The 23,373-nt window shown below is 62.6% G+C and carries 18 protein-coding genes; 14 read left to right on the top strand and 4 right to left on the bottom strand.

Annotation, left to right across the window (positions count from 1 at the left end; all coding sequences use genetic code 11):
* Positions 1 to 190 precede the first annotated feature (190 nt).
* The 6 genes from purF (at position 191) to VE23_RS13210 (ending at position 9,251) form a co-directional block, all read left to right on the top strand.
* Positions 191 to 1,711, top strand: coding sequence for an amidophosphoribosyltransferase (gene purF, locus VE23_RS13235; protein ID WP_083436577.1), 1,521 nt, complete (start codon positions 191 to 193; stop codon positions 1,709 to 1,711).
* A 1,064-nt stretch (positions 1,712 to 2,775) separates the two neighbouring features.
* Positions 2,776 to 3,819, top strand: coding sequence for a phosphoribosylformylglycinamidine cyclo-ligase (gene purM, locus VE23_RS13230; RefSeq protein WP_048748705.1), 1,044 nt, complete (start codon positions 2,776 to 2,778; stop codon positions 3,817 to 3,819).
* The gene (purN, locus tag VE23_RS13225; protein ID WP_049868242.1) at positions 3,819 to 4,466 is read left to right on the top strand and encodes a phosphoribosylglycinamide formyltransferase; all 648 of its coding nucleotides are present in this window, start codon (positions 3,819 to 3,821) and stop codon (positions 4,464 to 4,466) included. The genes purM and purN overlap by 1 nt, the downstream gene beginning before the upstream one ends.
* A 124-nt stretch (positions 4,467 to 4,590) precedes the next feature.
* Positions 4,591 to 6,138 (top strand): bifunctional phosphoribosylaminoimidazolecarboxamide formyltransferase/IMP cyclohydrolase, encoded by a 1,548-nt coding sequence (gene purH / locus VE23_RS13220; protein ID WP_049868241.1) that lies wholly within the window; start codon positions 4,591 to 4,593, stop codon positions 6,136 to 6,138.
* Between the two features lie 207 nt (positions 6,139 to 6,345).
* Positions 6,346 to 7,620, top strand: coding sequence for a phosphoribosylamine--glycine ligase (purD, locus tag VE23_RS13215; RefSeq protein ID WP_049868240.1), 1,275 nt, complete (start codon positions 6,346 to 6,348; stop codon positions 7,618 to 7,620).
* Positions 7,621 to 8,294: 674 nt separating this feature from the next.
* Positions 8,295 to 9,251, top strand: coding sequence for a glycosyltransferase family 4 protein (locus VE23_RS13210; RefSeq protein ID WP_084781455.1), 957 nt, complete (start codon positions 8,295 to 8,297; stop codon positions 9,249 to 9,251).
* A 159-nt stretch (positions 9,252 to 9,410) separates the two neighbouring features.
* On the opposite strand, the gene VE23_RS13205 is transcribed toward VE23_RS13210, so the two are convergent.
* Entirely contained in the window at positions 9,411 to 9,953 is a 543-nt protein-coding gene (locus VE23_RS13205; RefSeq protein ID WP_049868238.1) for a PadR family transcriptional regulator, read from the bottom strand.
* A gap of 252 nt (positions 9,954 to 10,205) precedes the next feature.
* Between VE23_RS13205 and VE23_RS25885 the strand changes: the two genes are divergently transcribed.
* The 5 genes from VE23_RS25885 (at position 10,206) to VE23_RS13180 (ending at position 16,285) form a co-directional block, all read left to right on the top strand.
* Positions 10,206 to 11,261 (top strand): polysaccharide deacetylase family protein, encoded by a 1,056-nt coding sequence (locus tag VE23_RS25885; protein WP_198156167.1) that lies wholly within the window; start codon positions 10,206 to 10,208, stop codon positions 11,259 to 11,261.
* A gap of 68 nt (positions 11,262 to 11,329) precedes the next feature.
* The gene (locus tag VE23_RS13195) at positions 11,330 to 12,820 is read left to right on the top strand and encodes an FG-GAP repeat domain-containing protein (RefSeq protein ID WP_332310188.1); all 1,491 of its coding nucleotides are present in this window, start codon (positions 11,330 to 11,332) and stop codon (positions 12,818 to 12,820) included.
* Positions 12,821 to 12,872: 52 nt separating this feature from the next.
* Positions 12,873 to 13,709: a response regulator transcription factor gene (locus VE23_RS13190; RefSeq protein ID WP_049868236.1), complete on the top strand. Its 837-nt coding sequence runs from the start codon at positions 12,873 to 12,875 to the stop codon at positions 13,707 to 13,709.
* A complete protein-coding gene (locus tag VE23_RS13185; protein WP_049868235.1) occupies positions 13,706 to 15,127 on the top strand; it encodes a sensor histidine kinase in 1,422 nt (473 codons plus the stop codon). The genes VE23_RS13190 and VE23_RS13185 overlap by 4 nt, the downstream gene beginning before the upstream one ends.
* Before the next feature lie 336 nt (positions 15,128 to 15,463).
* Positions 15,464 to 16,285: an alpha/beta hydrolase gene (locus tag VE23_RS13180; protein ID WP_049868234.1), complete on the top strand. Its 822-nt coding sequence runs from the start codon at positions 15,464 to 15,466 to the stop codon at positions 16,283 to 16,285.
* 3 nt (positions 16,286 to 16,288) lie between these two features.
* Here VE23_RS13180 and VE23_RS13175 read toward each other — a convergent pair whose 3' ends face one another.
* The 3 genes from VE23_RS13175 to VE23_RS13165 are packed head-to-tail and all read right to left on the bottom strand — an operon-like array spanning position 16,289 to position 20,084.
* Positions 16,289 to 17,455, bottom strand: coding sequence for a Ger(x)C family spore germination protein (locus tag VE23_RS13175; protein ID WP_049868233.1), 1,167 nt, complete (start codon positions 17,453 to 17,455; stop codon positions 16,289 to 16,291).
* Complete coding sequence (locus VE23_RS13170) at positions 17,452 to 18,966, bottom strand: spore germination protein (protein WP_049868232.1); 1,515 nt, start codon at positions 18,964 to 18,966, stop codon at positions 17,452 to 17,454. The genes VE23_RS13175 and VE23_RS13170 overlap by 4 nt, the downstream gene beginning before the upstream one ends.
* Positions 18,963 to 20,084, bottom strand: coding sequence for a GerAB/ArcD/ProY family transporter (locus tag VE23_RS13165; RefSeq protein ID WP_049868231.1), 1,122 nt, complete (start codon positions 20,082 to 20,084; stop codon positions 18,963 to 18,965). The genes VE23_RS13170 and VE23_RS13165 overlap by 4 nt, the downstream gene beginning before the upstream one ends.
* Before the next feature lie 184 nt (positions 20,085 to 20,268).
* Between VE23_RS13165 and VE23_RS13160 the strand changes: the two genes are divergently transcribed.
* The 3 genes from VE23_RS13160 (at position 20,269) to VE23_RS13150 (ending at position 23,317) form a co-directional block, all read left to right on the top strand.
* Positions 20,269 to 21,384 carry a DUF3048 domain-containing protein gene (locus VE23_RS13160; protein ID WP_049868230.1) on the top strand — a complete coding sequence of 372 codons (1,116 nt, stop codon included), beginning with the start codon at positions 20,269 to 20,271 and terminating at the stop codon, positions 21,382 to 21,384.
* A gap of 297 nt (positions 21,385 to 21,681) precedes the next feature.
* Positions 21,682 to 22,290, top strand: a complete 609-nt coding sequence (locus VE23_RS13155) for a DUF47 domain-containing protein (RefSeq protein WP_048748988.1) — start codon at positions 21,682 to 21,684, stop codon at positions 22,288 to 22,290.
* Positions 22,291 to 22,315: 25 nt separating this feature from the next.
* Positions 22,316 to 23,317, top strand: coding sequence for an inorganic phosphate transporter (locus tag VE23_RS13150; RefSeq protein WP_049868229.1), 1,002 nt, complete (start codon positions 22,316 to 22,318; stop codon positions 23,315 to 23,317).
* Positions 23,318 to 23,373 lie beyond the last annotated feature (56 nt).

Raw genomic sequence — 23,373 nt, 5'->3', positions numbered from 1 at the left:
TCCCGAGCTGGATTCCGACGGCATCGCGCTGACAGGTACGGCGCCGGAGCTGCCGCTTGCAGGCCGTCTGCCTTCGAGCGGCGCGCCTTCGAGCGTTGGCGGCGACGGTTCGGGTTATGCCGGATCTCGGCCGCATTCAATCGCCGCTTCCGGAGTCGGCCGCGCCGCCGATTTCCGGCCTGAGCCTCGCATGGATTCCGAAGCCGCAAGCGGCCTTGCCGATTCCGATACCGAATCCGAGGAACTCCAAGCCGTCACCCGCACATGGGAAAACACCCATTACAATGCGGGCATCGGCCGCGACGACATTTTCGACAAGCTGAAGGAAGAATGCGGCGTGTTCGGAGTATTCAACACTCCCAATGCTTCGTCCCTGGCCTACTACGGCCTGCACGCGCTGCAGCATCGCGGCGAGGAAAGCTCGGGCGTCTGCACCGTGGACAGCCGGGACGGCAGCTTCGCTTACCACCGCGGAATGGGTCTTGTGAAGGAAGTGTTCACGACGGACATTCTGGCCTCGCTGCCGGGCGACCGGGCGATCGGCCATGTCCGTTATTCCACCTCCGGGGGCAGCCAGCTCGGCAACGCCCAGCCGCTCGTATTCAAATACCGCGGCGGGGACCTCGCCGTAGCGACCAACGGCAACATCGTCAACGCGCCGTCGATCCGCCGCGAGCTGGAGGCGCAGGGCTCGATCTTCCAGACGACCAGCGATACCGAGGTCATCGCGCATCTTATCGCGCGCTCGCCCAAGGACTTCGTCGAAGCGGCCAAGGATGCGCTTCAGCGGATCATCGGCGGCTTCGCCTTCCTGATCATGACCAACGACCTGCTGCTCGTCGCCTCGGATCCCAACGGGCTTCGTCCGCTTGTCATGGGCCGCCTCGGCGAAGGTTATGTCTTCGCCTCGGAAACCTGCGCTTTCGAGACGATCGGCGCGACGTACGTCCGCGACGTCCAGCCGGGAGAGCTGCTGATCCTCGACAAGGACGGTATGCGTACCGACCGCTTCGAGCAGGAGCAGCGCCGGGCATCCTGCGCGATGGAGTACATCTACTTTGCGCGCCCCGACAGCGACATCAACGAGGTCAACATCCATACCGCCCGCAAGCAGATGGGCCGCCGCCTCGCGGTGGAGTCGTTCATCGACGCCGACATCGTCACGGGCGTGCCGGACTCCAGCATTTCCGCCGCCATCGGCTACGCGGAGCAGACGGGCATTCCGTATGAGATGGGCCTCATCAAAAATAAATACACCGGCCGCACGTTCATCCAGCCGTCCCAGGAGCTGCGCGAGAAGGGCGTCAAGATGAAGCTGTCCGCCGTCCGCAAAATCGTCGAGGGCAAGCGCGTCGTCATGATCGACGACTCCATCGTCCGCGGCACGACTTCCCTGCGGATCGTCAACATGCTCCGCGAGGCCGGCGCCAAGGAAGTGCATGTGCGGATCAGCTCTCCGCCGTTCGCCAACCCTTGCTATTACGGCATCGACACGCCGGACCGGCGCGAGCTGATCGCCTCGTCCAAGACGGTGGAGGAGATCCGCCAGGCGATCAACGCCGATTCGCTGTATTTCCTCAGCGCCGAAGGCTTGATCGAGGCGGCTTCCGTGCCGGGCGACTCCAAGGGCGGCGGGCTGTGCCTCGCCTGCTTCACCAACGAGTACCCGACTCCAATCGACGAGAGCTCGGACAAGAGCTGCAGCTGCTAGGATGGGCATGGGCTTTAGAGATGGATGGGAGAGTTGCCGCTGCGAAAGCGGACGGTTCCTCCGATCGCTGTTGGAGCTGGCGGACAGAGAACGTTGGGTGGCGGTGGGAGAGCCGCCGCTGCGAAAGCGGACGGTTCCTCCGATCGCTGTTGAACCCGGATTCCTCGATTGAAGTTTAGTCAAGGTAGGAATCCGGCTTCAAAGGCGAACGCGGACGCTTCTCCGGAATCCATCCGCCTTCTCCGCTTCCCCCAGCCTGACCGCCCAGCCTAGCTCCCCTTCCCTCCAGCCGAGGAAAGGGGAGGGGGGAGCCCGGCCTCGCAGCTCGCTGGCGCAGCCAAAAGCAAACGCTCCAATCTGCATCTCGGCAGCTTCGCCGAGGGAGCCGCTGCAGTGCCGCCTCAAAGGCTTCGCGCCGCTCTATATCGCGCGAGTCCAGAACTGGCGGCAATGGCAGCGCCGCTCGACATCTCGCGAGTTCCAGAACTGGCGGCTTCAGCGGCGCCGCTGAGACAGGCTTCGAGCTGCCCGGCAGCCGGCTGGCCAAGCAGCCAGAAGTGCCGAGGATGAGCCGCGGCTGTCTGGAGCAGTCGCTCGCCTGTGCAATTGGCGAGCGGCCTCGATTGTGCGCCTGGAGCGGTGCTCCGCCGCACAGGCATGCTCTTGCCGGCGGTTTCATCCGCCCGGCCTTCCAGGCCCGCTAGCGCAGGGCCTGCAAGTCGGACTTGCCGCCCTCGAGCGCGAATGCGCGAGGGCGGAATCATCCCTAAATAAGCGTGGTGACGACGGCATCGCCGCTCGTTGGCGAGCTATGGCTCTTCCAACGAGGCGGCGTTGGCATTCAAGGCCGGCGCAGCCTGACCGCTCGAATCCGGAGAAGCTTCAGCGTTCGCATTTGAAGACGGATGGCTTCCTTGCAATCGTACATTCAGGCCAGCCGGCTTCAACGGCGATCGGAGGATCGAGCGGTTGGGCGGAGCCAGCATTTGAACTTGCATTAGGCGGAGCCAGCATTTGAACTTTCAGCCAGTCCATGTTTTTCATACCAAAGGAGTGAACGTTCAGTGGCAGAGGCATACAAGCAGGCCGGAGTCGACATCGCGGCGGGCAACGAAGCGGTCGAACGGATGAAGAAGCATGTGAAAAGAACGCTCCGCCCCGAGGTGCTGGGCGGCCTGGGCGGCTTCGGAGGCATGTTCGGCCTCGACAAGGACAAGTACGAGGAGCCGGTGCTCGTCTCCGGCACCGACGGCGTCGGCACGAAGCTGATGCTCGCTTTTGCCATGGACAAGCATGACACGATCGGCATCGACGCCGTCGCCATGTGCGTCAACGACATCATCGTGCAGGGCGCCGAGCCGCTGTTCTTCCTCGATTACCTGGCGACGGGCAAGGTGGAGCCGTCCAAGATCGAGGCGATCGTCGCCGGCATCGCCGAAGGCTGCGTGCAGGCAGGCTGCGCCCTGATCGGGGGCGAGACGGCCGAGATGCCGGGCATGTACACGCCGGAGGAATACGATATCGGCGGCTTCACCGTCGGCGTCGTCGACCGCAAGAAGATCATCGACGGCACGTCGATTGCGCCGGGAGACGCTGTCATCGGCCTGGCCTCGAGCGGCATCCACAGCAACGGATACTCGCTCGTGCGCCGGCTGCTGCTGGAGCAGGCGGGCTACGGCCTGCAGGACGAGCTCCAGGAGCTCGGCGGCAAGAAGCTGGGCGACGTCCTGATCGAGCCGACGAAGATCTACGTCAAGTCCGCGCTGGAGCTGATCAAGCGCGTCGAGGTGAAGGGCATGGCCCATATTACCGGCGGCGGCTTCATCGAGAACATCCCGCGCGTGCTGCCGGAAGGCGTGAACGTGGAGATACAGTACGGCAGCTGGCCGATCCAGCCGATTTTCTCGCTCATGCAGCAAAAAGGCGCCATCACGCATCGCGATATGTTCACGACGTTCAATATGGGCATCGGCCTCGTCGTTGTCGTGCCTGCCGATCAGGCGGAGGCGGCCGTTGCCGCGGCGAATGAGCTGGGCGAGCAGGCATTCCGCATCGGCACGGTCACGGAGGGCAGCCGCATCGTCGCGTTCCGCGGAGCCGACGTCTGATGGCGCCACTGCGCATAGCGGTATTCGCATCCGGCGAAGGCACCAACTTCGCGGCGCTGGCCGCGGCCGCATCCGCCGGCCGTCTGGCCGGCTCGTCGGTGGAGCTGCTCGTGTGCGACCGGCCGGCGGCTCCCGTCGTCGCCAAGGCGCAGGCGGCAGGCATCGATGCCTGGACGTTCAACCCCAAGGACTATTCCTCCCGGGAAGAGTACGAGCGCGAGATTTTGGCCGAGCTGCGCGGGAGGGGCATCGGCCTCGTCGTGCTGGCGGGCTATATGCGCATATTGACGCCTGTCCTGGTCGAAGCGTTCGAAGGAAAGATGATCAATATCCATCCTTCGCTGCTGCCGGCATTTCCGGGCATGCATGCGATCCGCCAGGCGCTGGAGCATGGCTCCAAGATTACCGGAGTGACCGTGCATTTCGTCGACGGAGGCCTCGACAGCGGTCCGATCATCGCCCAGCGCGCGATCGAGATCGGCGAGGACGAGACGGAGGCTTCCCTCGCGGAGCGCATGCATGCGGCGGAAAACGTCCTCTACCCTTGGGTCGTGAGGCAGTTCGCCGCAGGCCTCATCGCGCTGGAGGGCCGCCGGGTCCGGCTCACGGACAGCATCATGCCGGAGAACGATTCGGAAGATAAATAATCCATCCCGCCTATCCTTCTGGATGTCAATCTCATCCTTGACCCGCACCGAACGGGATTTTCCCGCGCAATCATTCGCATTCATCTTTTTCACCTATTCATACAACCGATCAGGAGGGGACAAATTGGCTATCCGCAGGGCGTTAATCAGCGTATCGGACAAGACCGGCATCGTCGAATTTGCCCGCGAGCTTGCGGCTCAGGGCGTACAGATCATTTCCACAGGGGGCACCCACGGCCTCCTCGAGAAGGAAGGCGTCCCGGTCATCGGCATCTCCGACGTGACGGGCTTCCCGGAAATCATGGACGGACGCGTCAAGACGCTCCATCCCGCCGTTCACAGCGGCCTGCTTGCCGTGCGCGACAATGAGGAGCACCGCAAGGCGATCCAGGAGCTCGGGCTGGACTATATCGATCTCGTCGTCGTGAACCTGTATCCGTTCGCCGCTACGATCGCGAAGCCGGATGTCACCTATGAGGATGCGATCGAGAACATCGACATCGGCGGTCCGACGATGCTCCGCTCCGCGGCCAAAAACCATGCCTTCGTCACCGTCGTCGTCGATGCCGCCGATTACGCTTCCGTGCTGGAGGAAATCAAGGCGGAAGGCGACACGAAGCTGGAGACGCGCAAGCGCCTCGCGGCCAAGGTGTTCCGCCATACCGGCGCCTACGACGCCCTGATCGGCGATTACCTCTCCAAGCTCGGCGGCGAGCCGCTGCCGGAGCGCTACACGGTCACCTACGAGAAGGTGCAGGATCTGCGCTACGGCGAAAATCCGCATCAGCGCGCGGCCTTCTACCGGAAGCCTTTGGCCGAGGAAGGCAACGTCACGACGGCCGAGCAGATCCACGGCAAGGAGCTCAGCTACAACAACATCAACGACGCGAACGCGGCGCTCGCCATCGTCAAGGAATTCGACGAGCCGGCGGTCGTGGCGATCAAGCATATGAATCCTTGCGGAGTCGGCGTCGGCCGTGATATCCATCAGGCGTATCAAAAAGCCTACGCGGCCGACCCGACCTCGATCTTCGGCGGCATCGTCGCAGCGAACCGGACGATCGGCGCCGATACGGCGGCGCTGCTGTCTGAAATCTTCCTGGAGATCATCCTGGCGCCGGACTTCACACCGGAAGCGCTGGAAATTCTCTCCCGCAAGAAAAACATCCGCCTGCTGAAAACCGGCGAGCTTCCGGCGGCGTCGCAGCGCAAGAGCGATTGGGTCGTCACGAGCGTCGCCGGCGGCATGGTCGTGCAGGAAAGCGACGTGCACAGCATCGGGGAGGCCGATCTCAAGATCGTGACCGAGCGCCGGCCGACCGAGGAAGAGCTGAAGCAGCTGCTCTTCGGCTGGAAGGTCGTCAAGCATGTGAAGTCCAACGCCATTCTGCTGGCGAAGGACGACATGACGGTCGGCGTCGGCGCCGGCCAGATGAACCGCGTCGGCGCGGCGCGCATCGCCGTGGAGCAAGCGGGCGAACAGGCGAAGGGGGCGGTGCTTGCCTCCGACGCGTTCTTCCCGATGGGCGACACCGTCGAGCTGGCCGCTGCGGCCGGCATTACGGCGATCATCCAGCCTGGCGGCTCCATCAAGGACGAAGAGTCCATCAAGGCGGCCAACGAGCACGGCATCGCGATGGTGTTTACCGGCGTCCGCCATTTCAAGCACTGAGGAGAGCTTCAGGAGAAAAGCCTCCATCGGCCCCCGGCCCTGGCTGGCGCCAGGCGCTGCCGGAATGAATGACAGCGAGAGGCGCTTGAGGGCGCCTCTCGTTTTATAAGCTCGCCTTTTCGCGAGGAGGCCTCCGGCTTGGGAACGGGGAGGCGGAGGCTTCATGCAGTAGGATCAAACTCTATTTCATCTACAGGGGGCATGAATATGCGCATTCTGATCATCGGCGGCGGCGGCCGCGAGCATGCCATCGCTTGGTCGCTCGCGAAGAGCGCCAAAGTGGAAAAGCTGTACTGCGCTCCGGGCAACGCGGGCATTGCGGAAGTCGCCGAGTGCGTGCCGATCGCGGTCGACAAGTTTGCGGAGCTTGCGGACTTCGCCAAGGAGGCGGCCGTCGACCTGGTGTTCGTCGGTCCCGACGATCCGCTTGCGGCCGGCATCGTAGACGTATTCGAAGCGGCGGGCATTCCGGCGTTCGGTCCGGATAAAAAAGCGGCTGAAATCGAAGGCAGCAAAATTTTCATGAAAAATCTGCTGCGCAAATACAACATTCCGACCGCCCGGTATGAATGCTTCACGGACTTCGAGCAGGCTCTCGCCTACTTGAGGCAGCAGCCGCTTCCGGTTGTCGTGAAGGCGGACGGCCTCGCCGCGGGCAAGGGCGTGACCGTGGCCTCGACGCTGGAGGAAGCGGAGGAAGCGCTCCGGGGCATGATGCTGGGCGGCGTGTTCGGCGCCTCCGGCAGCCAGGTCGTCATCGAGGAGTTCATGACCGGACAGGAGATGAGCATCCTTGCCTTCGTGGATGGCGAAACGGTGCGCGCGATGGTGCCGGCTCAGGACCACAAGCCGATCTTTGACGGCGATCTCGGTCCCAATACGGGCGGGATGGGCACTTATTCCCCGCTGCCGCATGTGGATCCGGCCCTTGTCGAGGAGGCTCTCCGCACGATCATCGAGCCGACGGCCCGGGCGATGGTCAGCGAAGGCCGCCCGTTCCGCGGCGTCCTGTTCGCCGGTCTCATGCTGACGCCCGAGGGAGTGAAGACGGTCGAGTTCAACGCGCGCATGGGCGATCCCGAAACCCAAGTCGTGCTGCCCAGGCTGCAGACGGATCTGCTCGACATCGTGCTCGCCGCCATGGACGGCACTCTGGACGGGATCGAGATTTCATGGAGCGACGAGGCGGCCGTATGCGTCATTGCCGCATCGGAGGGTTATCCCGGCACGTATCCGAAGGGCCGCGCCATCTCCGGCCTCGAGGAAGCCAAAGCCGCCGGCGCGCTCGTCTTCCACGCCGGTACGGCACTGCAGGACGGCGAGACCGTCACGAGCGGCGGCCGTGTGCTCGGCATCGTCGGCCGCGGCCGCGATATCGCGGAAGCCCGCTCCCGAGCCTACGAGGCGGCAGCTGCCGTTTCCTTCGAGGGCATGCAGCTCCGCTCCGACATCGCGATGAAGGCGCTGCAAGCCGGCAAATAGGCTGAAGCTGCGGCTCCCTCAGCAAAAGCAAGACGCTGCGGAAAAGCAAGGCTGCCGAAGAAAGCAAGGATGCCGCAGAAAAGCAAGCCCGTGAAAGCTCCTTTCTTATTCCGACCGTCCGGGAGGGAGGAGCTTTTTTGTGCATGGCTTTGCTTTGCAAGTCCGATCGTCCGTCTGCAAGTCCGGCATAGCGTGTTTGCAAGTCCGATCGTCCGTCTGCAAGTCCGACATAGCGTGTTTGCAAGTCCGTTCGTCCGTCTGCAAGTCCAGCTAGTGCTTTGCAAGTCCGACCGTCCGTCTGCAAGTCCAGCTTAGTGCTTTGCAAGTCCGAAAGTCTGTCTGCAATGCGGCCAGGCTGCCTCCGACATACCCGCGTCCGGCCCGACAAGCAGAAAGGTTCAGGAAGCGTTCATTTGACGTTCATCGGGCGTTCATGCACGTCGGTTACAGTGGGCAATGAGCCTGTTTGCGGAAAGATTCTCTTTCGTGGCGTCAGCCTCGGCAAGCCCTGCAGCCCCTTCTTGTCCGCTCCAGCCGGGAGCGCCGTTTCCTCTGCCTGTCCCGAAGGTTGTCGAAGCAGGTCCCTTAAGAAGAGCTGCTGGGAGATGTTGTCGTTGACAATGCCATTTTTACCCAGATAAAATCGAATGGACAAACCTGGAAGGGAGTGGGTTATGAAGTACGTGATCGCTTTTCTGCTATCGTTCATTATTGTCGTTGCCTTGATTCCGCCGCTGCGCAGAGCCGCCCTGAGAATCGGCTTCGTGGATAAGCCTCGCGCGGACAGCGAGCGCAAAATACATCGGGAGCCGATTCCGCTGACGGCCGGAATTGCCATCTTCGCCGGGTTCACCGCCGTCTACTTGATTTTTGTCCGCGATACATGGACGCAGTCGCTTGCCATTCTCGGGGGAGGGCTGCTCATCCTGCTGATCGGCCTCGTGGACGATTGGTACAAGACGCATGGCAAAGAGTTCCCTGCGCTGCCCAAGATGGCGGTCCAGCTGTCCGCAGCCGTGCTCGTCTACGCTTCGGGCATCGTATTCGCGGGCTTTGAAAATCCGTTCACCGGCTCCTACGTCTCGCTGCCGGAGTGGCTCTCGTTCCTTTTCACGGTTCTCTGGATATTCGGAGTGACCACGGTCATCAACTTCTCGGACGGCATGGACGGCCTCGCCGGCGGACTGTCCGCGATCTCGGCGGGCACGCTGCTCGTCGTCGCGCTCGTCATGAGCCAGCAGGGCTCCGCCATGATGGCCGTCATCACCGTCGGCATCTCGGCCGGCTATCTCGTCTTCAACCGTCCACCGGCCAAGGTGTTCATGGGAGATGCGGGCGCGACCTACCTCGGCTTCATGCTCGGCGTCATCGCGCTTGACGGCGCGTTCAAGCAGGCGACGCTGCTGTCGCTGTTCATCCCGATCCTGTCGCTCGGCGTGCCGATTCTCGACAACCTGCGCGTCGTCATCTCCCGCATCCGCAGCGGTGTGCCGTTCTACAAGGCGGACGCTTCCCAGGCGCATTACCGGCTGCTTGCATCCGGGATGAAGCCGGTCCAGGTCGTGTCCTTTCTTTACCTTCTGAACATTTGCTTCGGACTGTTCTCCATCGTGCTGCTGCTGGCTCAGTGAGGGAGGGCCGAACAGCCGTTGACCCAAATATCCCGGTCCAATTGAAAAGAGCTTCGTTCCATTCGGGAACGAAGCTCCTTTTTTTGATGCCGGCAGGCCCCGAGCAAAGACGCAGTTCCTGCCCCGTGCCGCCGCCGCAGGCAGGGATCTGCGCAGCCATCAATCCTCCAGCAGATCCAGCGGCGCGCCGATATCGCTGAGGCGTCCGGCAGCAGCGTCCGCATGCAGCCGGCGCAGCCAGCGCAGCTCCGTGCGCGCATGTTCGTGCATGCCGGACATCATGTGCAGGACAGCCCGGGGAACATCGGGTATATGCTCCTCATAGACCTCCTCCCAGTGGCGGACGACCTCTTCCTGCTCGCGGATCCGGCTCTCCAGCATGGAGACGAGCTCCTGCGGATCGATGAAGCGGGCGAACCCGAGCGCCCCGAGCATGGGGTGGTAGACCGGTCCGACTTCATTCATCCGGGCCATGAACAGCTCATGGAACAGCATTTTTCCCGTCTCCGTAATGCGATAGACCGTCTTCTCCTGGCCGCGGGGGTTCAGCACCGTGCGGGCCGGCTCGATGTCATGGCTGGCCGCCAGCTGATCGACCGCATAGTAGAGCGAGCCCATCTGGACCTTCGTGTGCTGGTCGATCCGGCGCTCGAGCATGGTCGTATAGATCTCATAGGGATGCCGTTCCTTCTCCAGGAGCATGCCGAGGATGATGAGCCGCAGCGGATTGGAACGGGCGGATGATTTGTTCAGGACCGCTACCCCCTTTACGTAAATGTCTGCATCGAATGGTATGGATATATTGTACCACAGACCGTGTCGAATATCGGGGACGGCTGTCAGGCCGTGTTACCGGATTGTAACTCCTCCCGCAGCTCGATCCCTTACGATAGATTCATCAGACCAAGTAGGGAGTAGTTGCGCGAAATGAAAGATGGATGGAAAAACGACATCATGAAACGACTAACGTCCAGGCATTCGGAAGAAAACCGTGCGGGCGCAGCGTCCAAGGCGCGGCCCGGCGATGAAAGCGCCGCAGGAAGACAATCGCAGAGAGCCCGGATAGGCCGGAGGCTGCTGGTTTTGCCGCTGGCCGCGGCTTTGGCGGCAGCCGGAGGCTGCTCTGCAGGCGAGCTGGCTGATCGCGTATCGGCCGGAGGCTTCCCGGCGGATCGGAATCCGGCCGTCTCGCCGGGGCCGGGGACATCCGCCGTGACGCCTGAGCCGGCTGGAAGCCCGGAGCCTTCAGCGGATATATTCTCTCCGAGCCCAAGCCCGACCGCAAAACCGGCCGCAAGTTCCAGCCCGAAGCCTCATGTCAGCGCCAAGCCGACACCCGGGACGTCTGTGTCCGGCAGCGTCTACGGCCAAGCGGCATCGATCCCCGGCCTGGCCAAGCCGAATGACGGAAGGCAGCATACGGCGAAGGTCGCAAAGGGGACGCGCGCGGTCGCCCTCACGTTCGACGACGGGCCGGACGGCCGCACGACACCGGCCATTCTCGATATATTGAAGAAAAACGACATCAAGGCGACCTTTTTCGTCGTCGGCACGCAGGTCAAGCAGTATCCCGACGTCACTGCCCGCATTGTCAAGGAAGGCCATGCCCTAGGCAATCATACCTATCATCATGCCGATCTGGCTAAAACAGGCAGGACAAAGACCCTGCAAGAAATCGCGTATAATGATACACTTATCGAAAGGGCAACCGGGATCATTCCGAGCCTGTTCCGCCCGCCATACGGCTCGACATCGCCGCTGCTGAAGCAGCTGCTGCGGGACAGCGGCCGGAGCATGGAGCTCTGGAACGTCGATACCCGGGACTGGGCCGGCACATCCGTTGCCGCTATGCGAGCCAACGTGAACCGCAACGTGAAGCCCGGAAGCGTCATTCTCATGCATTCTTTCGGCAGCAAGCTGCATACGGCCGAGCTGCTGCCGCTGATCATAAAGGATTTGAAGAACAAAGGCTACGTGTTCGTCACGGTCGACGAGCTGCCTGAAGCCTGATTCCCGCCGCCATGCGGGAATCGCAGGGCGGGCCGAATCGGCATGAAGGAGGAGCAGGCGACTTGACCATGCGCTTAAAATACAATCGGCGGAAGTCGGGCCCTGCCCGCCGTCCGTCCTTGAAACGCCGCACGGCCTGCCTGGCCGCAGCGGCTTGCCTTGTGCTGCTGGCAGGCTGCCGTTATACGGCTGCGCCCGCCGACCTGCTCACAGCGCCGGAGGCGGCCCAGCCGTCCGGCAAGCTGTCGCAGGAAGTCCGTGCTTTGCTGCCTCCGGGAAGCTCGCTCGCTCTGCCTCAGCGGGAGAAGCAGCCGGAAGCGATCCGCACGCTGGATCTCGACGGAGACGGCAAGCCCGAAGCGCTGGTCTCCTATACAGACGGCTACGGAGGCTGCCAGCTCCTGATCGCCAAGGAGGAGCCTTCCGGCTGGAAGAAGTGGGCTACCATCCGCTCAGCGGCCAGCACCAGCCTGGACTGGCTGTCCATCGTCGATCTGGACGGCGACAAGCGGCCCGAGCTCGTGGCGGGCTGGGCGGTCAGCGTGCCCGGCGATTCGACGGCCGGGCAGCAGTATATGCTGCAGGTCTACTCGTTCCTTAATCCCCAATTCGAGGAAGGGGAAAGCGGCCTCGTGCTGAAGCCGCTCGCCGAGCTCGCCTACGAGACGGCCGAGACCGGCGATGTGGACGGCGACGGCATGCCCGAGATCTCCCTCGTGAACCGGAACAAAAAAGGAACCATCCCTACGCTTCGCGTATACCGCTTGGCGGAAGGCCGCTTGACGGAAGCGGCATCCCTGCCGCTGTATCCCGACGTGAATCTGTACGACAGGATAACCGCGGGCAAAGTGTCCAAGGAACGGTACGGCCTCATCGCCGAAGCAAGCGTCGGCGCGCATTCCTCCATGAGCGCCATGTTCATGTGGAACAAAGGAGCCCTCGAGCAGGTGTACCCACCGTACGGAAATCCCGACCTCGGCTTCAGTCCGAGCGGCGTCATGAACGGAGACATCAACGGAGACGGCATTCTCGAATGGAGCCGCCTCACGGAGGCGGCCGGACAGAAGCAGGACACCCCCTATGCCGACATGCTGTTCTATACGGAGTGGATGCAGTGGAACGGGCTGCTGCCCGGCGAAGAGAAGTACGATGCCAGGGAGCCGTTCGCGCCGGTATCGATCGAGTACAACAGCTATCCGTACGGGCTGTCGCTGCAGATCCCGTCGCGCTGGCGAGGCCAGTTTACGCTGACGCGCCCTGAAGATATCGCCAGCGGGATCATTACCGTCAATTATTACAACGCCAAGTCGGGCCGCATCGCCCCGCTATGGACGATCTGCGCCGTTCCGGTCAAGGAATGGGACGGCTGGTCGGCCGGCCTCGGCGCTCCGCGCAAAAAAGTCGTCAACCTCCGCACGGCGGGAGGATTCGTCTACGCCGCCGTGCAGGAGCCCGATCCAGACGGCAAATGGCCCGAGGCGGAGCTGAACCAGTACCGCTCCATGCGGCTGACCGACGAGCAGCTTGCCTCTTCGGTCCGGCTGCTCCCGGAAAATTAGCGGTGATGGAACGAACGGTTCCCATTTCAGGCGGAAAGGAGGAGAGGGAAGCTTGAAAATCTTGCTGGTGGAAGATGAAGAGGCCATCCGCGGCTTCGTCCGCATCAACCTGAAGCGCGGCGGCATGGAGATGCTGGAGGCCGGCAGCGGGGAAGAGGCGCTGGAGCTCGTGCTGAGCCAGGGAGCGGTCGATATCGCGCTGCTCGATGTCATGCTGCCGGGCATGAGCGGCTTCGACGTCTGCGCCTCGCTGCGGGAAGCCTATCCGGCAATGGGCATCATCATGCTGACGGCCAAGGCGCAGGAAGAGGACAAGATCCGCGGCCTCGAGCTCGGCGCGGACGACTACATCCACAAGCCGTTCAGCCCCGGCGAGCTGATGGCGAGAATCCATTCCCTCTCCCGCCGGCTGCGTCTGGCGGCTCCCGCGGCGGGCAGCCCGGCTCCGTCAGCCGGAGCCGCCGCTGCTTCCTTGCGGCCGGCAGGCCAAGCCGCGGTCGACCCGGTTCCCGGCGGCGCTCAGGAAGCGTCCTCTCTTTCCCGGGGGCAGGCGGCTGCTTCCTTCGAGCCCGAAGCGGCCGACATGCTCGCCGCAGGTCCGTTCCGCTTGTCGGAGCGGCTCCACAAGCTGTGGAAGGACGGACGCGAGATCGTGCTGACGCCGACGGAATGGACGCTCGTCAAGCTGCTCATGGAGAGATGCGGCCAGAGCGTCTCTCGGGACGAGATCCTCAGTGAAGTATGGGGACGATATTACGTCGGGGATCTGAAGGTCGTCGACGTCAACATCCGCCGCATCCGGCAGAAGATCGAGAGCAATCCCTCGGAGCCTGCGATCATCGAGACGGTATGGGGCTACGGCTACCGCTGGAAGCGGGGCGAAGCATGAAAAGCCTCCGAACCCAGATGGTGCTCAGCTATTTCCTGCTCATTTTCCTCGTCGTGCTCGTGCTTGGCGGCATGTTCATGACGCTAATCTGGAACTATTACTACGGCAGCGCCTCCAGCGCGATGAAGCAGCGCGTGGAATCCTCGATGACGCTGCACGCCCGTTCCATGCAGTGGATGACGCCGAACGAGCGGGCGGATTACATGCTCCAGAACATGACCGAGGGCTACCCCCGCATCCAGATGCTGCAGGCCGACGGACGCATGTTCATGGATTCGGACGGCATCTCCGACAACCGGACGATCCGCACGCCCGATGTCGTGCATGCGGCAGCGGGAGATACGACGGCCTGGTACGGCAAGGACGACGCGACCGGAGAGCGGATCGCCGCCGCCTCCTCGCCGCTCTACCGGGACGGCCGGATCGTGGCGATCATCCGTTATTCCGCCTCGCTGAAGGAAGTCGACGCGATGGTCGCGCGTCTGTTCCAGATGACCGCATTGACGGCAGCCGCCATCGTCGCGCTCTTCCTGCTGCTCAGCGTCCTGATGGCCAACCTGATCGTGCGGCCGCTCCGGGAGCTGACCCGCAGAGCCCGCCGCATGGCGGATGGCGACTGGTCGCTCGGCATCGCCTCAAGCGGCAAGCGCAACGAGATCGGCCAGCTGTCGGACACGCTCCATACGCTGGCTGTCGAGCTCAACAAGCGGGAGAAGCTGAAGAACGACTTCATTTCCTCCGTATCCCACGAGCTCCGGACACCGCTCACCTCGATCAAGGGCTGGAGCGAGACGCTCGCCGATCCCCATACGGATAGGGAAGAGCTGCGCGAAGGCCTGTCCATCATCTCCCGCGAGACGGAGCGGCTGACGGGGCTGGTCGAGGATCTGCTCGATTTCTCCAAGCTGAGCTCCAAGAGCATGGATCTCCATGAAGAGGAGCTCGACCTCAATCTGCCCGTGCGCGAATGCGTCCAGCAGCTTGCGGTGCGTCAGGAGGAAACCGGCGTGCGCCTGATCAGCCTGCTGGAGCCGCAGCCGCTGTATGTCGCCGGCGATCCGAACCGGCTGCGCCAGGTGATGATCAACCTGATCGACAACGCCTTCAAGTTCACCCCGCATGGCGGAACGATCCGCGTCATCTCCTCCCGCGAGGGGGACGAGGCGGTGCTGCGCGTTGAAGATACCGGCGTCGGCATCGAGCCGGAGGACCTGCCGCATGTCACGGACAAGTTCTACAAGGCGGGCTCATCCCGTTCGGGAAGCGGTCTCGGGCTGGCCATCTGCCAGGAAATCGCCGAGCTGCACGGCGGACGGCTGCTGCTCCGGAGCGAGCCGGGAGCCGGCACCTCCGCCGAGCTGATCCTTCCTCTGCTGCCGACGCGCAGCGTGGAGCGGCAGGAAGCTCATTCCTTGTAGAAGAGCGATTTGCGGTAGACGAACACGAACCCGGCGGCAACGAGCAGCGCTCCGGCCAGGAATACGGTCAGCCAATGGCGTTCGACCCAATCGATAAGCTGTTCCATGCGGATTCTCTCCTGTCTCAAGAGTAGTCTGTCTGTGCCTCCATCTAGCGTTGCACCGGATGGGCCGTTCCATTCGGAACGGCTTTTTCTATTGTCATTCGGCCGCCGGCCTCCTTCCATTGACAGACGGTCGAGAGAGATGATAAGCTGATTTCAGTTAATACTCACTAATTCGGTCGGAATTATGAGGATGAAATAATCGGACCCCGATAGAGAGGATGAAGCGCAGATGGAAAAACAGCTGACTTTGCGTCATGACGGACTGGAGCTGACAGCTACCTTGCACTACCCTGCCGGAGGAGGAGCGGAGCGGGAGGAGCGCAAGCCCGCCGTCCTGATCTGCCACGGCTTCGTCGGCAGCCGGATCGGCGTCGACCGGCTGTTCGTCAAGACGGCCCGCCGGCTTGCGGCGCAGGGCTCCTATGTGCTGCGCTTCGACTACGGCGGCTGCGGGGAGAGCGGCGGCAGCTACGGCTCGCTCGGCTTCGATTCCATGGTGGAGCAGACGCGCGCCGCGCTCGATTACATCCTATCGATGGACTGCGTCGATCCGCAGCGGATCACCCTGCTCGGCCACAGCCTCGGCGGAGCGGTCGCCCTGCATACCGCCGTCAAGGACAAAAGGGTAACGAGGCTGGTCATGTGGTCCTCCGTCGGCTATCCGTTCAACGACATCGTCCGCATCGTCGGCCGGAGCGGCTACGACGAAGCCGTGCTCAAGGGGGCTACGGATTATGCGGGCTACACGCTCGAGCCGGTGTTCTTCGACTCGCTGCAGCAGCATCAGCCGTTCCAGGCGGCGCCCCGCTTCGGCGGCGACGTGCTGCTCGTGCACGGCACGAGCGACGATGTCATTCCGGCCGACTACAGCTTCCTGTACCAGAAGGTTTTCTGGACCCGCGGCGACGGGCTGTGCGACAAGGAGATCATTTTCCAGGCGGACCATACCTACTCGACCCGCGCCCATCAGGAGGAAGCGATCCGGCTGACGGCCGACTGGCTGGAGAAGCTGGAGGGCCGCCGGCAGGAATGGCAGCACTGGAGCATCTGAGCTTCAAAGCGGCTTGTATTTCCCCGATGTCTGCAAATCCACGGCGACCTCCACATCGAAAGAATCCATCTTCAATATGAATTCCTTGCCATCCCGGGTCAGCTGCCTCCAGCTCCCGGGATGTTTGCGGTAGAGGATCTCCTCCAGGCCGAAAGGATCGGCTCCGATCGTCAGCGAGTTCCGGTACGCAGCCTCGATCTGCTGCTTGATCTGCATGGAAGCATGCTTCTCCATCTCCGCCATCGGTACGGGCTTCATCATCGTCTGCTGAATGCCCTTGAGGCGGACGCGGGCGTGGAACCGAGGCCGGCCCTGCGCGTCCAGCTTGAGGGTAATCTTGACCTTGGGGGCTTTCATATGAGCCGTTCCGAGCTCGATGGAATCCTTTTTTATCAGGAGCAGCTTGTTCTTCGTCTTGGGATTCATCCACGGCCAGCCCTCCAGCTGGTGCTCGGTCAGAACGCCGGCGAATTTCCCTCCGCGGTAGAAGCCGGCGCCGGCGAATTTCATTTTGGGCTTCGGCTTCTCCATCAGCTTCCAGCTCTTCGTGTCCAGAGAGAGCTCCGGCACGTAGGCCGTAAGAGCCGGATGGTTCACTTCCCGCAGGAAGCGGAACAGGTACAGCGGCTCGACCATCGACTGCTGCCTGTAGCTTTCCTCCGGCGTATGCAGCAGCGTCGTCGTATCGGACAGGTTGAAGAAGCCTTTGGCGGTGAATATATTTTCCAGCGGTTCATCCGTGCCGTAGATCCAGATATTGAACCGCACCTCCGGATGGGCTCCAATAATTTCCCGATAATCATAGCGGGTCATATGCGCCTCCGCTTTCCTGGAGAGGAGCAGCGCCGATACATGGGTGAAGCTCATCCGCATCTGGGACGAATCGTACATCTGATTGAACGCTATGTTGATGTCCTTCGCCCTGCCTTTGCCGGTCCAGATCGGGGTCTCGCTCTCCGAGCCCGGCGCGCTCTCCCGCTTGGATTCGTTGCTGAAGTCCAGCATCTGCACATAGACGGTGTAGTCCTTGCTTTCCTCGTCGTAATCGATGCCGACGGCTTTGATGAACATCAGGTTGGCGGACACCTCGCTCTTGAAGCAGCCGGCGGTCAGGACAAGCAGCAGGACCGGCGCGAGGCGGACGGCCGCGATGAGGTTGGAGCGGTTCATTTGAGCGGGTCCTGGACGTCCAGATAGCCCGGCCGTTCAGGCTTGCGCCGGAACGGGACGATGAACAGCCCGTTCAGCAGGTCCTTGGGACGCATCGGGGACAGCGGCGCCAGGAAGGGCACGCCGAACGACTCCAGGCGGGCCAGGTAGACCGCGACGCTGATTACCGCCAGCATGAAGCCGAAGATGCCGAGCATGAAGGAGCAGAAATAGCAGTAGAAGCGAATCAGCGTCACCGCTCCGGAGAGGCTCTGGTTGACCAGCGTAGAGCCTGCGACGAACGTCATGGCGGCGATGACGATCATGACCGGGGAGACGAGGCCGGAGCGGACGGCGGCATCGCCGATGATGAGGCCGCCGACGACGGTCAGCGTCTGCCCGATCGCGCCGGGCAGACGCACGCCGGCTTCGCGGAAGATTTCGATCAGCAGCAGGGCAAGAATCATCTCCTGCTCCACATTGAGCGGAAGGCCGCGTCTGGCGTTCAAGATCGTCGCCAGCAGGCTGAATGGGATCTGGTCCACATGGAACAGCGCCAGGGCGACGTACAATCCCGGCAGGAAAGCCGAAATGAACAGGCAGAGATACCGCAGCAGCCGGGTGAAGTTGACGTACATATAGTTGGATTGGAGATCCTCGGCCGCCTTCATCAGGAGAAACAGATTGGCAGGGGCGACGATGGCCGTCGGATTGCCCTCCAGCATGATGATCACCCGTCCGTTCATGAGGCATTGCACGGCAAAGTCGGGCCGGCCGGTGTATGTGGTCAGCGGCACGAGCGTCCACGACTTCCCGACGAGCAGATCCTGCAGCTGCCGCGTCGAGGCGACGTCGTCGACCTTCAGCTCCTGCAGCTTGCGGCGGATGCCGTCGACCAGCGCCGGGTTGGCGATGGAGCTTTCGTAGAGGAGGGCCACCTTGCTCCGGGAGCGGTCGCCGATCCAGAGATGCTCGCATTTCAGCGCCGGGCAGCGGAGACGGAAGCGGATGAGCGAGGTGTTGACGTCGATCTGCTCGACGAAGCCGTCCTTGGGACCGCGGACCGACACTTCCGTCGCCGCCTCGGAAGGGGTCCGTCCAGGGACGCTGCCCGCAAGCGCGGACCAAGCCCGCCGGGAGACGGGATCGAGGAGAACGGCCTCCGCCTGGAAAAGGACGCTGTTCAGCCGGGTCTGCCAGCTGCTCCCCGGCTTGCCGGGGTCTTCAACATGCTGGAGCGGCCTCCAGCCGTCCGGCATCTCTTCCTGCCCGTCTCCGGCTGCGGCCTGCAGCCGCTGCGGCAAGCCGGCTCTGGCTTGCGGGAGGACGCAGTTCTGCAGCCGGACGTCGGCCATGGAGCTGCAGTAGAGCAGCAGCAGCTGCGGCGGTCCGTCATCCGTGAGGGCTTCCGCTTCCGGCGCGGAATAGCCATCGGGATGAGGAAAGCGCAGCACGGCTACATCGTCGTTTCCGGCATACCATTCCTTGAGGCGGGCATACGTCGGGAACGCTTCTCGCTGTTCCCCGCTCATGATTCGGCCGCCTCCTTTTCCTTGCCGCCTTTGTTGCCGCTGCCCGTCCAGCCGAGAACAGCGGCTAGAAACGAGACGATCAGCACGCCGCCTGCAAGGAAGAAGGGATACTGGACGGAGGTCATGTACCGGATCACCGCCATGTCCGGAATCGGCGCGACAGCGATCGTCAGGACGGAGACGGATACCGCCAGCATGGCCCAGCCTCGGCCCTTGAGAGTGCCGAAGCCCAGGAGCCGGACCATGAGATAGAATTCCAGCGAAATGCGGGCGAAGCCGCTGGAAATCCGCTGCACGATGGCGAACAGATCGATGTGCTCGATCGTTTTCCCCAGCGAGACGACGCGCCAGATCTCCAGCACCGGGTTGCGCAGGCGGATCGCCTCTACCGGGCCGAAAACGGTGATGGCGGAGATGATCGGGATAAGCGACAGCCAGGCCAGGAAGAGCGCGCTGAAGGCGAAGTGATGCCAGCGGAACGTTCCCTTGACCTCCTGCTGCATGCAGATCAGCGTCCAGATCTCCATCATGGAGACGAGCGCCAGGCCGGCTCCGCTGAGCATGGGAGCATATCCGTGCTGCAACACGGGGAACAGCTGGCGGTAATCCTGGTTCGGCCGGTTCAGCATGAGCAGCAGCGCGTCCAGCACGATCGCGATCGGGATCAGGATGACGCTGGTGAGTCCGATGGCGCGCAAGCCGCTCATCGCCGACAGGGCGCAGAGCAGAACCATGGAGCCGGCGATCAGAATGAGGGGCATGTCGGCCATGTAGCTGCGCACGGCGATATGGCCGGTTTCCCACATCGTCGTGGAAGCCTGCAGGAACAGCGCCAGAACGGCCAGAAGCCGGAAGGCCCAGGAGAGAAAGGAGCCCAGCGTCTGCTGCAGCCAGGCTTCCAGAGAGCGCCCGTCGAGGCGCTTCACGACGTACCAGGCGCCTGTCGCCCAGAGGAGCCCGGCGGGAACCGCGGCGAGCACGGACAGCCAGGCATCGTTCTGCGCCAGGCTGAGGATATAGGGGGGAGCGATGATGTTGGCGACGGCTCCGCTGCTGAGCAGGGCGAGAGAGAGGCTTGTCCAGATGCCGATGGTTCGAATATGCGAGCCGGTATTCATGAATCTCACCCGCTTTCCTGTCCGAATTGGCATCCCTTCCGGGATGGGGATCATGATCGCAATTGGTAGTATGATCCACCTCTTCCTTCCCTATCCGCAGGCGGTCCGGGGAGACAAGCGGCGGCAAGTATGCTTAAATGGACATAACTGCCAACTACCGATGATGGAGGGGAACGATCTGGACATGGATTTGAATGTGCGGAGGGCGGGCACCCGGCCCCGCCACGGGCGCGTCAAGGCGGCGGCAGCGCTGCTGCTGGCCGCCGGCCTGCTGCTGGGCGGATGCGGCTCTCCCGCTTCGGTGCAGCCGACGTCGGCGCCGACGTCGGCTCCTGCTCCGGAGAGCCCGTCGCCGGAGCCGAGCCCTTCGGCTCCGCCGGAGCCGGCCGGGCCGGGCGCGCCGCTGACGGGACTGCCGCTGGCGGACGGAGCCGCCCTGACGGAACGGCCGTACGCGGTCATGGTCAACAACTTCTCCGCCGCTCGCCCCCAGAGCGGGCTGACCCATGCCGACATGCTGTGGGAGGTGCTCGCCGAGGGCGGCATCACGAGGCTGATCGCCGTCTTCCAAAGCGATGCCGGCTACAAGGGAGCCGTCGGCCCGGTCCGCAGCATCCGCCCGTACCTGATCGAGATCGGGGAGTCGTTCCATGGCGTCCTCACCCATGCGGGCGCGAGCACGGATGCCTACGACATCCTGCAGCATCAGGGCAAGCCGTATCTCGACGAGATATCCAATGCGGGCGGCTACTACTGGCGGGGCAAGACGCGCAAGGCACCGCACAACCTGTACACCGATCTGGAGAAGATCACGAAGATCGCCGGCCGCAAGGGCTATCTGAAGTCGGCGGGAGGGCCTTCCTACACCTTCTCCTCGAGCCCTGCGGTCGATGCGGCCTCTCCTGCGGCCACCTTCGTGGAGCTGAAGTTCCAGCTGCAGAATTACAAGGTTTCCTATGAGTACGATGCCGGCTCGGCAACGTACAAGCGCTTCATCGACGGCAAGCCGCATGAGGACAGGGAGACCAAGGAGCAGCTCTCCGCCGCCAATCTCGTCGTCATCGGCGCCAAGCACCGGGCGTACGACGATTACGGCCGGCTGGAGGTCGGCCTGAAGGACGGCGGGCCGGCGCTGCTCATCCAGCGCGGCCAAGTCATGGAGGCGCAGTGGAAGCGCGGCGCGGACGGCTCGTTCCGCCTCGAGAAGGACGGGCGGGAGCTGAGCTTCGTGCCGGGCAAGACGTTCTGGCATGTCATGCCGCTGGATCCTTCGCTTGAGGGCCATGTCAGCTACAGCTAGCTTCATTCGATCTTCATCGTCCGGGAGAGAGCATCCTGTCATCGGACCTGCCGAACGCCGGAGCGGATTTCCCCGCCCGGCGTTTTCGTTCTTCCTTTTTCGGCATAGGAGCGGAAGAAAGGGGAAGACTGGGAACAAGCGAAAAAGGTCGAACGTTGTCGAAAAAACGACAATTTCGTGTCCGGCGGCCCGTTTTCGTTTACAAATTCTTTACAAGATGCGGAGCAACTGTGATAAGATTAGTTCGGCCCAAATTGGGCAGGCAGCATCATTTTCCTGAAAGCAAAGGGGACGAACATGGCCAAGAAGAATATTTTCTTCAAGACGCTGGAAGAGATGGCGGACACAATTGTCGAATGCGTGGAGTATTTCGCCCGCGGTGTCGAGGATTTGACGAATGTCGGCGAGTTTGCCAAGGTGATGAAAGATTACGAGAGCCAGTGCGACCGCTATACACATACGATCATTACGGAGCTGAACAAGACGTTCATTACGCCGATCGAGCGCGAGGACATCATGGCGCTGACGACGGCTCTCGACGATGTCGTCGACGAGATCGAGGCTTGCTCCTCCCGCTTCGAGATGTACCAGGTTACCGACCATGACGAATACATCCGCCTGTTCGCAGACAATCTGGTCCGCAACTCGCATCAAGTCAAGAAAGCGATCTACCTGCTGTCCCAGAAAAAGCTGCTTGCCATCCGCGAGCCGAATATCGCCATCAACGAGCTGGAAAATCAGGCCGACGATCTGCTGCGCGTCTGCATCAAGGCGCTGTTCGCCAACGTCAAGGACCCGATCGAGCTCATCAAGCGCAAGGAACTGTATGAAATGCTGGAGCAGACGACCGATTACTTCGAGGACGTCGCCAACACGCTTGAAACCATCATCATGCGTAACAGCTAATAGGATAGGGGACTAACCGCAGCCCATGGATACTACATTTGTCGTCATGATAGCGGTGGTGTTTCTGGCGTTGGCATTCGATTTCATCAACGGATTCCACGACACGGCCAACGCCATCGCCACCTCAGTCTCGACCCGGGCGCTCAAGCCGCGCGTAGCCATCATCATGGCCGCCGTCATGAACTTCGTCGGCGCGCTCAGCTTCACCGGCGTCGCCAAGACGATCGGCGGCAGCGTCGCCGACCCGGCCAAGCTCGCCCACGGCGAGCAGATCGTCATCGCGGCGCTGCTCGGCGCCATCATCTGGAACCTCGTCACCTGGTGGTTCGGCATCCCGTCGTCCTCCTCCCATGCGCTGATCGGCGGCCTGGCCGGCGCAGTCATCGCGGCGGACGGCTTCGGAGCCATCAACGCAGGCGGCTTCACAAACATCATCAAGGGCCTGATCTTTTCTCCGTTCATCGCCTTTGCGATCGGCTTCACGCTCATGTGGATCCTGAAGCTGATCTTCGCCAACGGCAACCCGCATCAGCTCAACAAGGGCTTCCGCACGGGCCAGATCATTACGGCTGCATTCCAGTCGTATACGCACGGCACCAACGACGCGCAGAAGGCGATGGGCATCATCACCTTCGCGCTCGTGGCCGCAGGCATCCAGGACCACCTGGAGGTTCCGCTGTGGGTCAAGCTGTCCGCAGCGACGGCGATGGCGCTCGGCACGTCGGTCGGCGGCTGGAAGATCATCAAGACGATGGGCACCAAGATCTTCAAGATCGAGCCGATCAACGGCTTCGCGGCCGATCTCGGCTCTGCCGCCGTCATCTTCACCGCGACGCTGATCCACTTCCCGGTCAGCACGACGCATGTCATCACGTCGTCCCTGCTCGGCGTCGGCAGCGCCAAGCGCTTCGCCAACGTCAAGTGGAGCATGGCGGGACGCATCGTCATTTCGTGGATCATCACGATTCCGATCGCGATGGGCCTGTCCGCCGTCATATACAAGATCATCGAATGGATCTTCCTGTAGGCGCATTGGACGGCTCCTCTTCATCCTGCAAGGCAAGCAGCCCGTCCGGACCGCTT

The sequence above is a fragment of the Paenibacillus sp. D9 genome (assembly GCF_001188365.1).
GTDB classification, from domain to species: Bacteria; Bacillota; Bacilli; order Paenibacillales; family Paenibacillaceae; genus Paenibacillus_O; species Paenibacillus_O humicus.
This window is presented reverse-complemented; position numbering and strand designations above follow the sequence as displayed.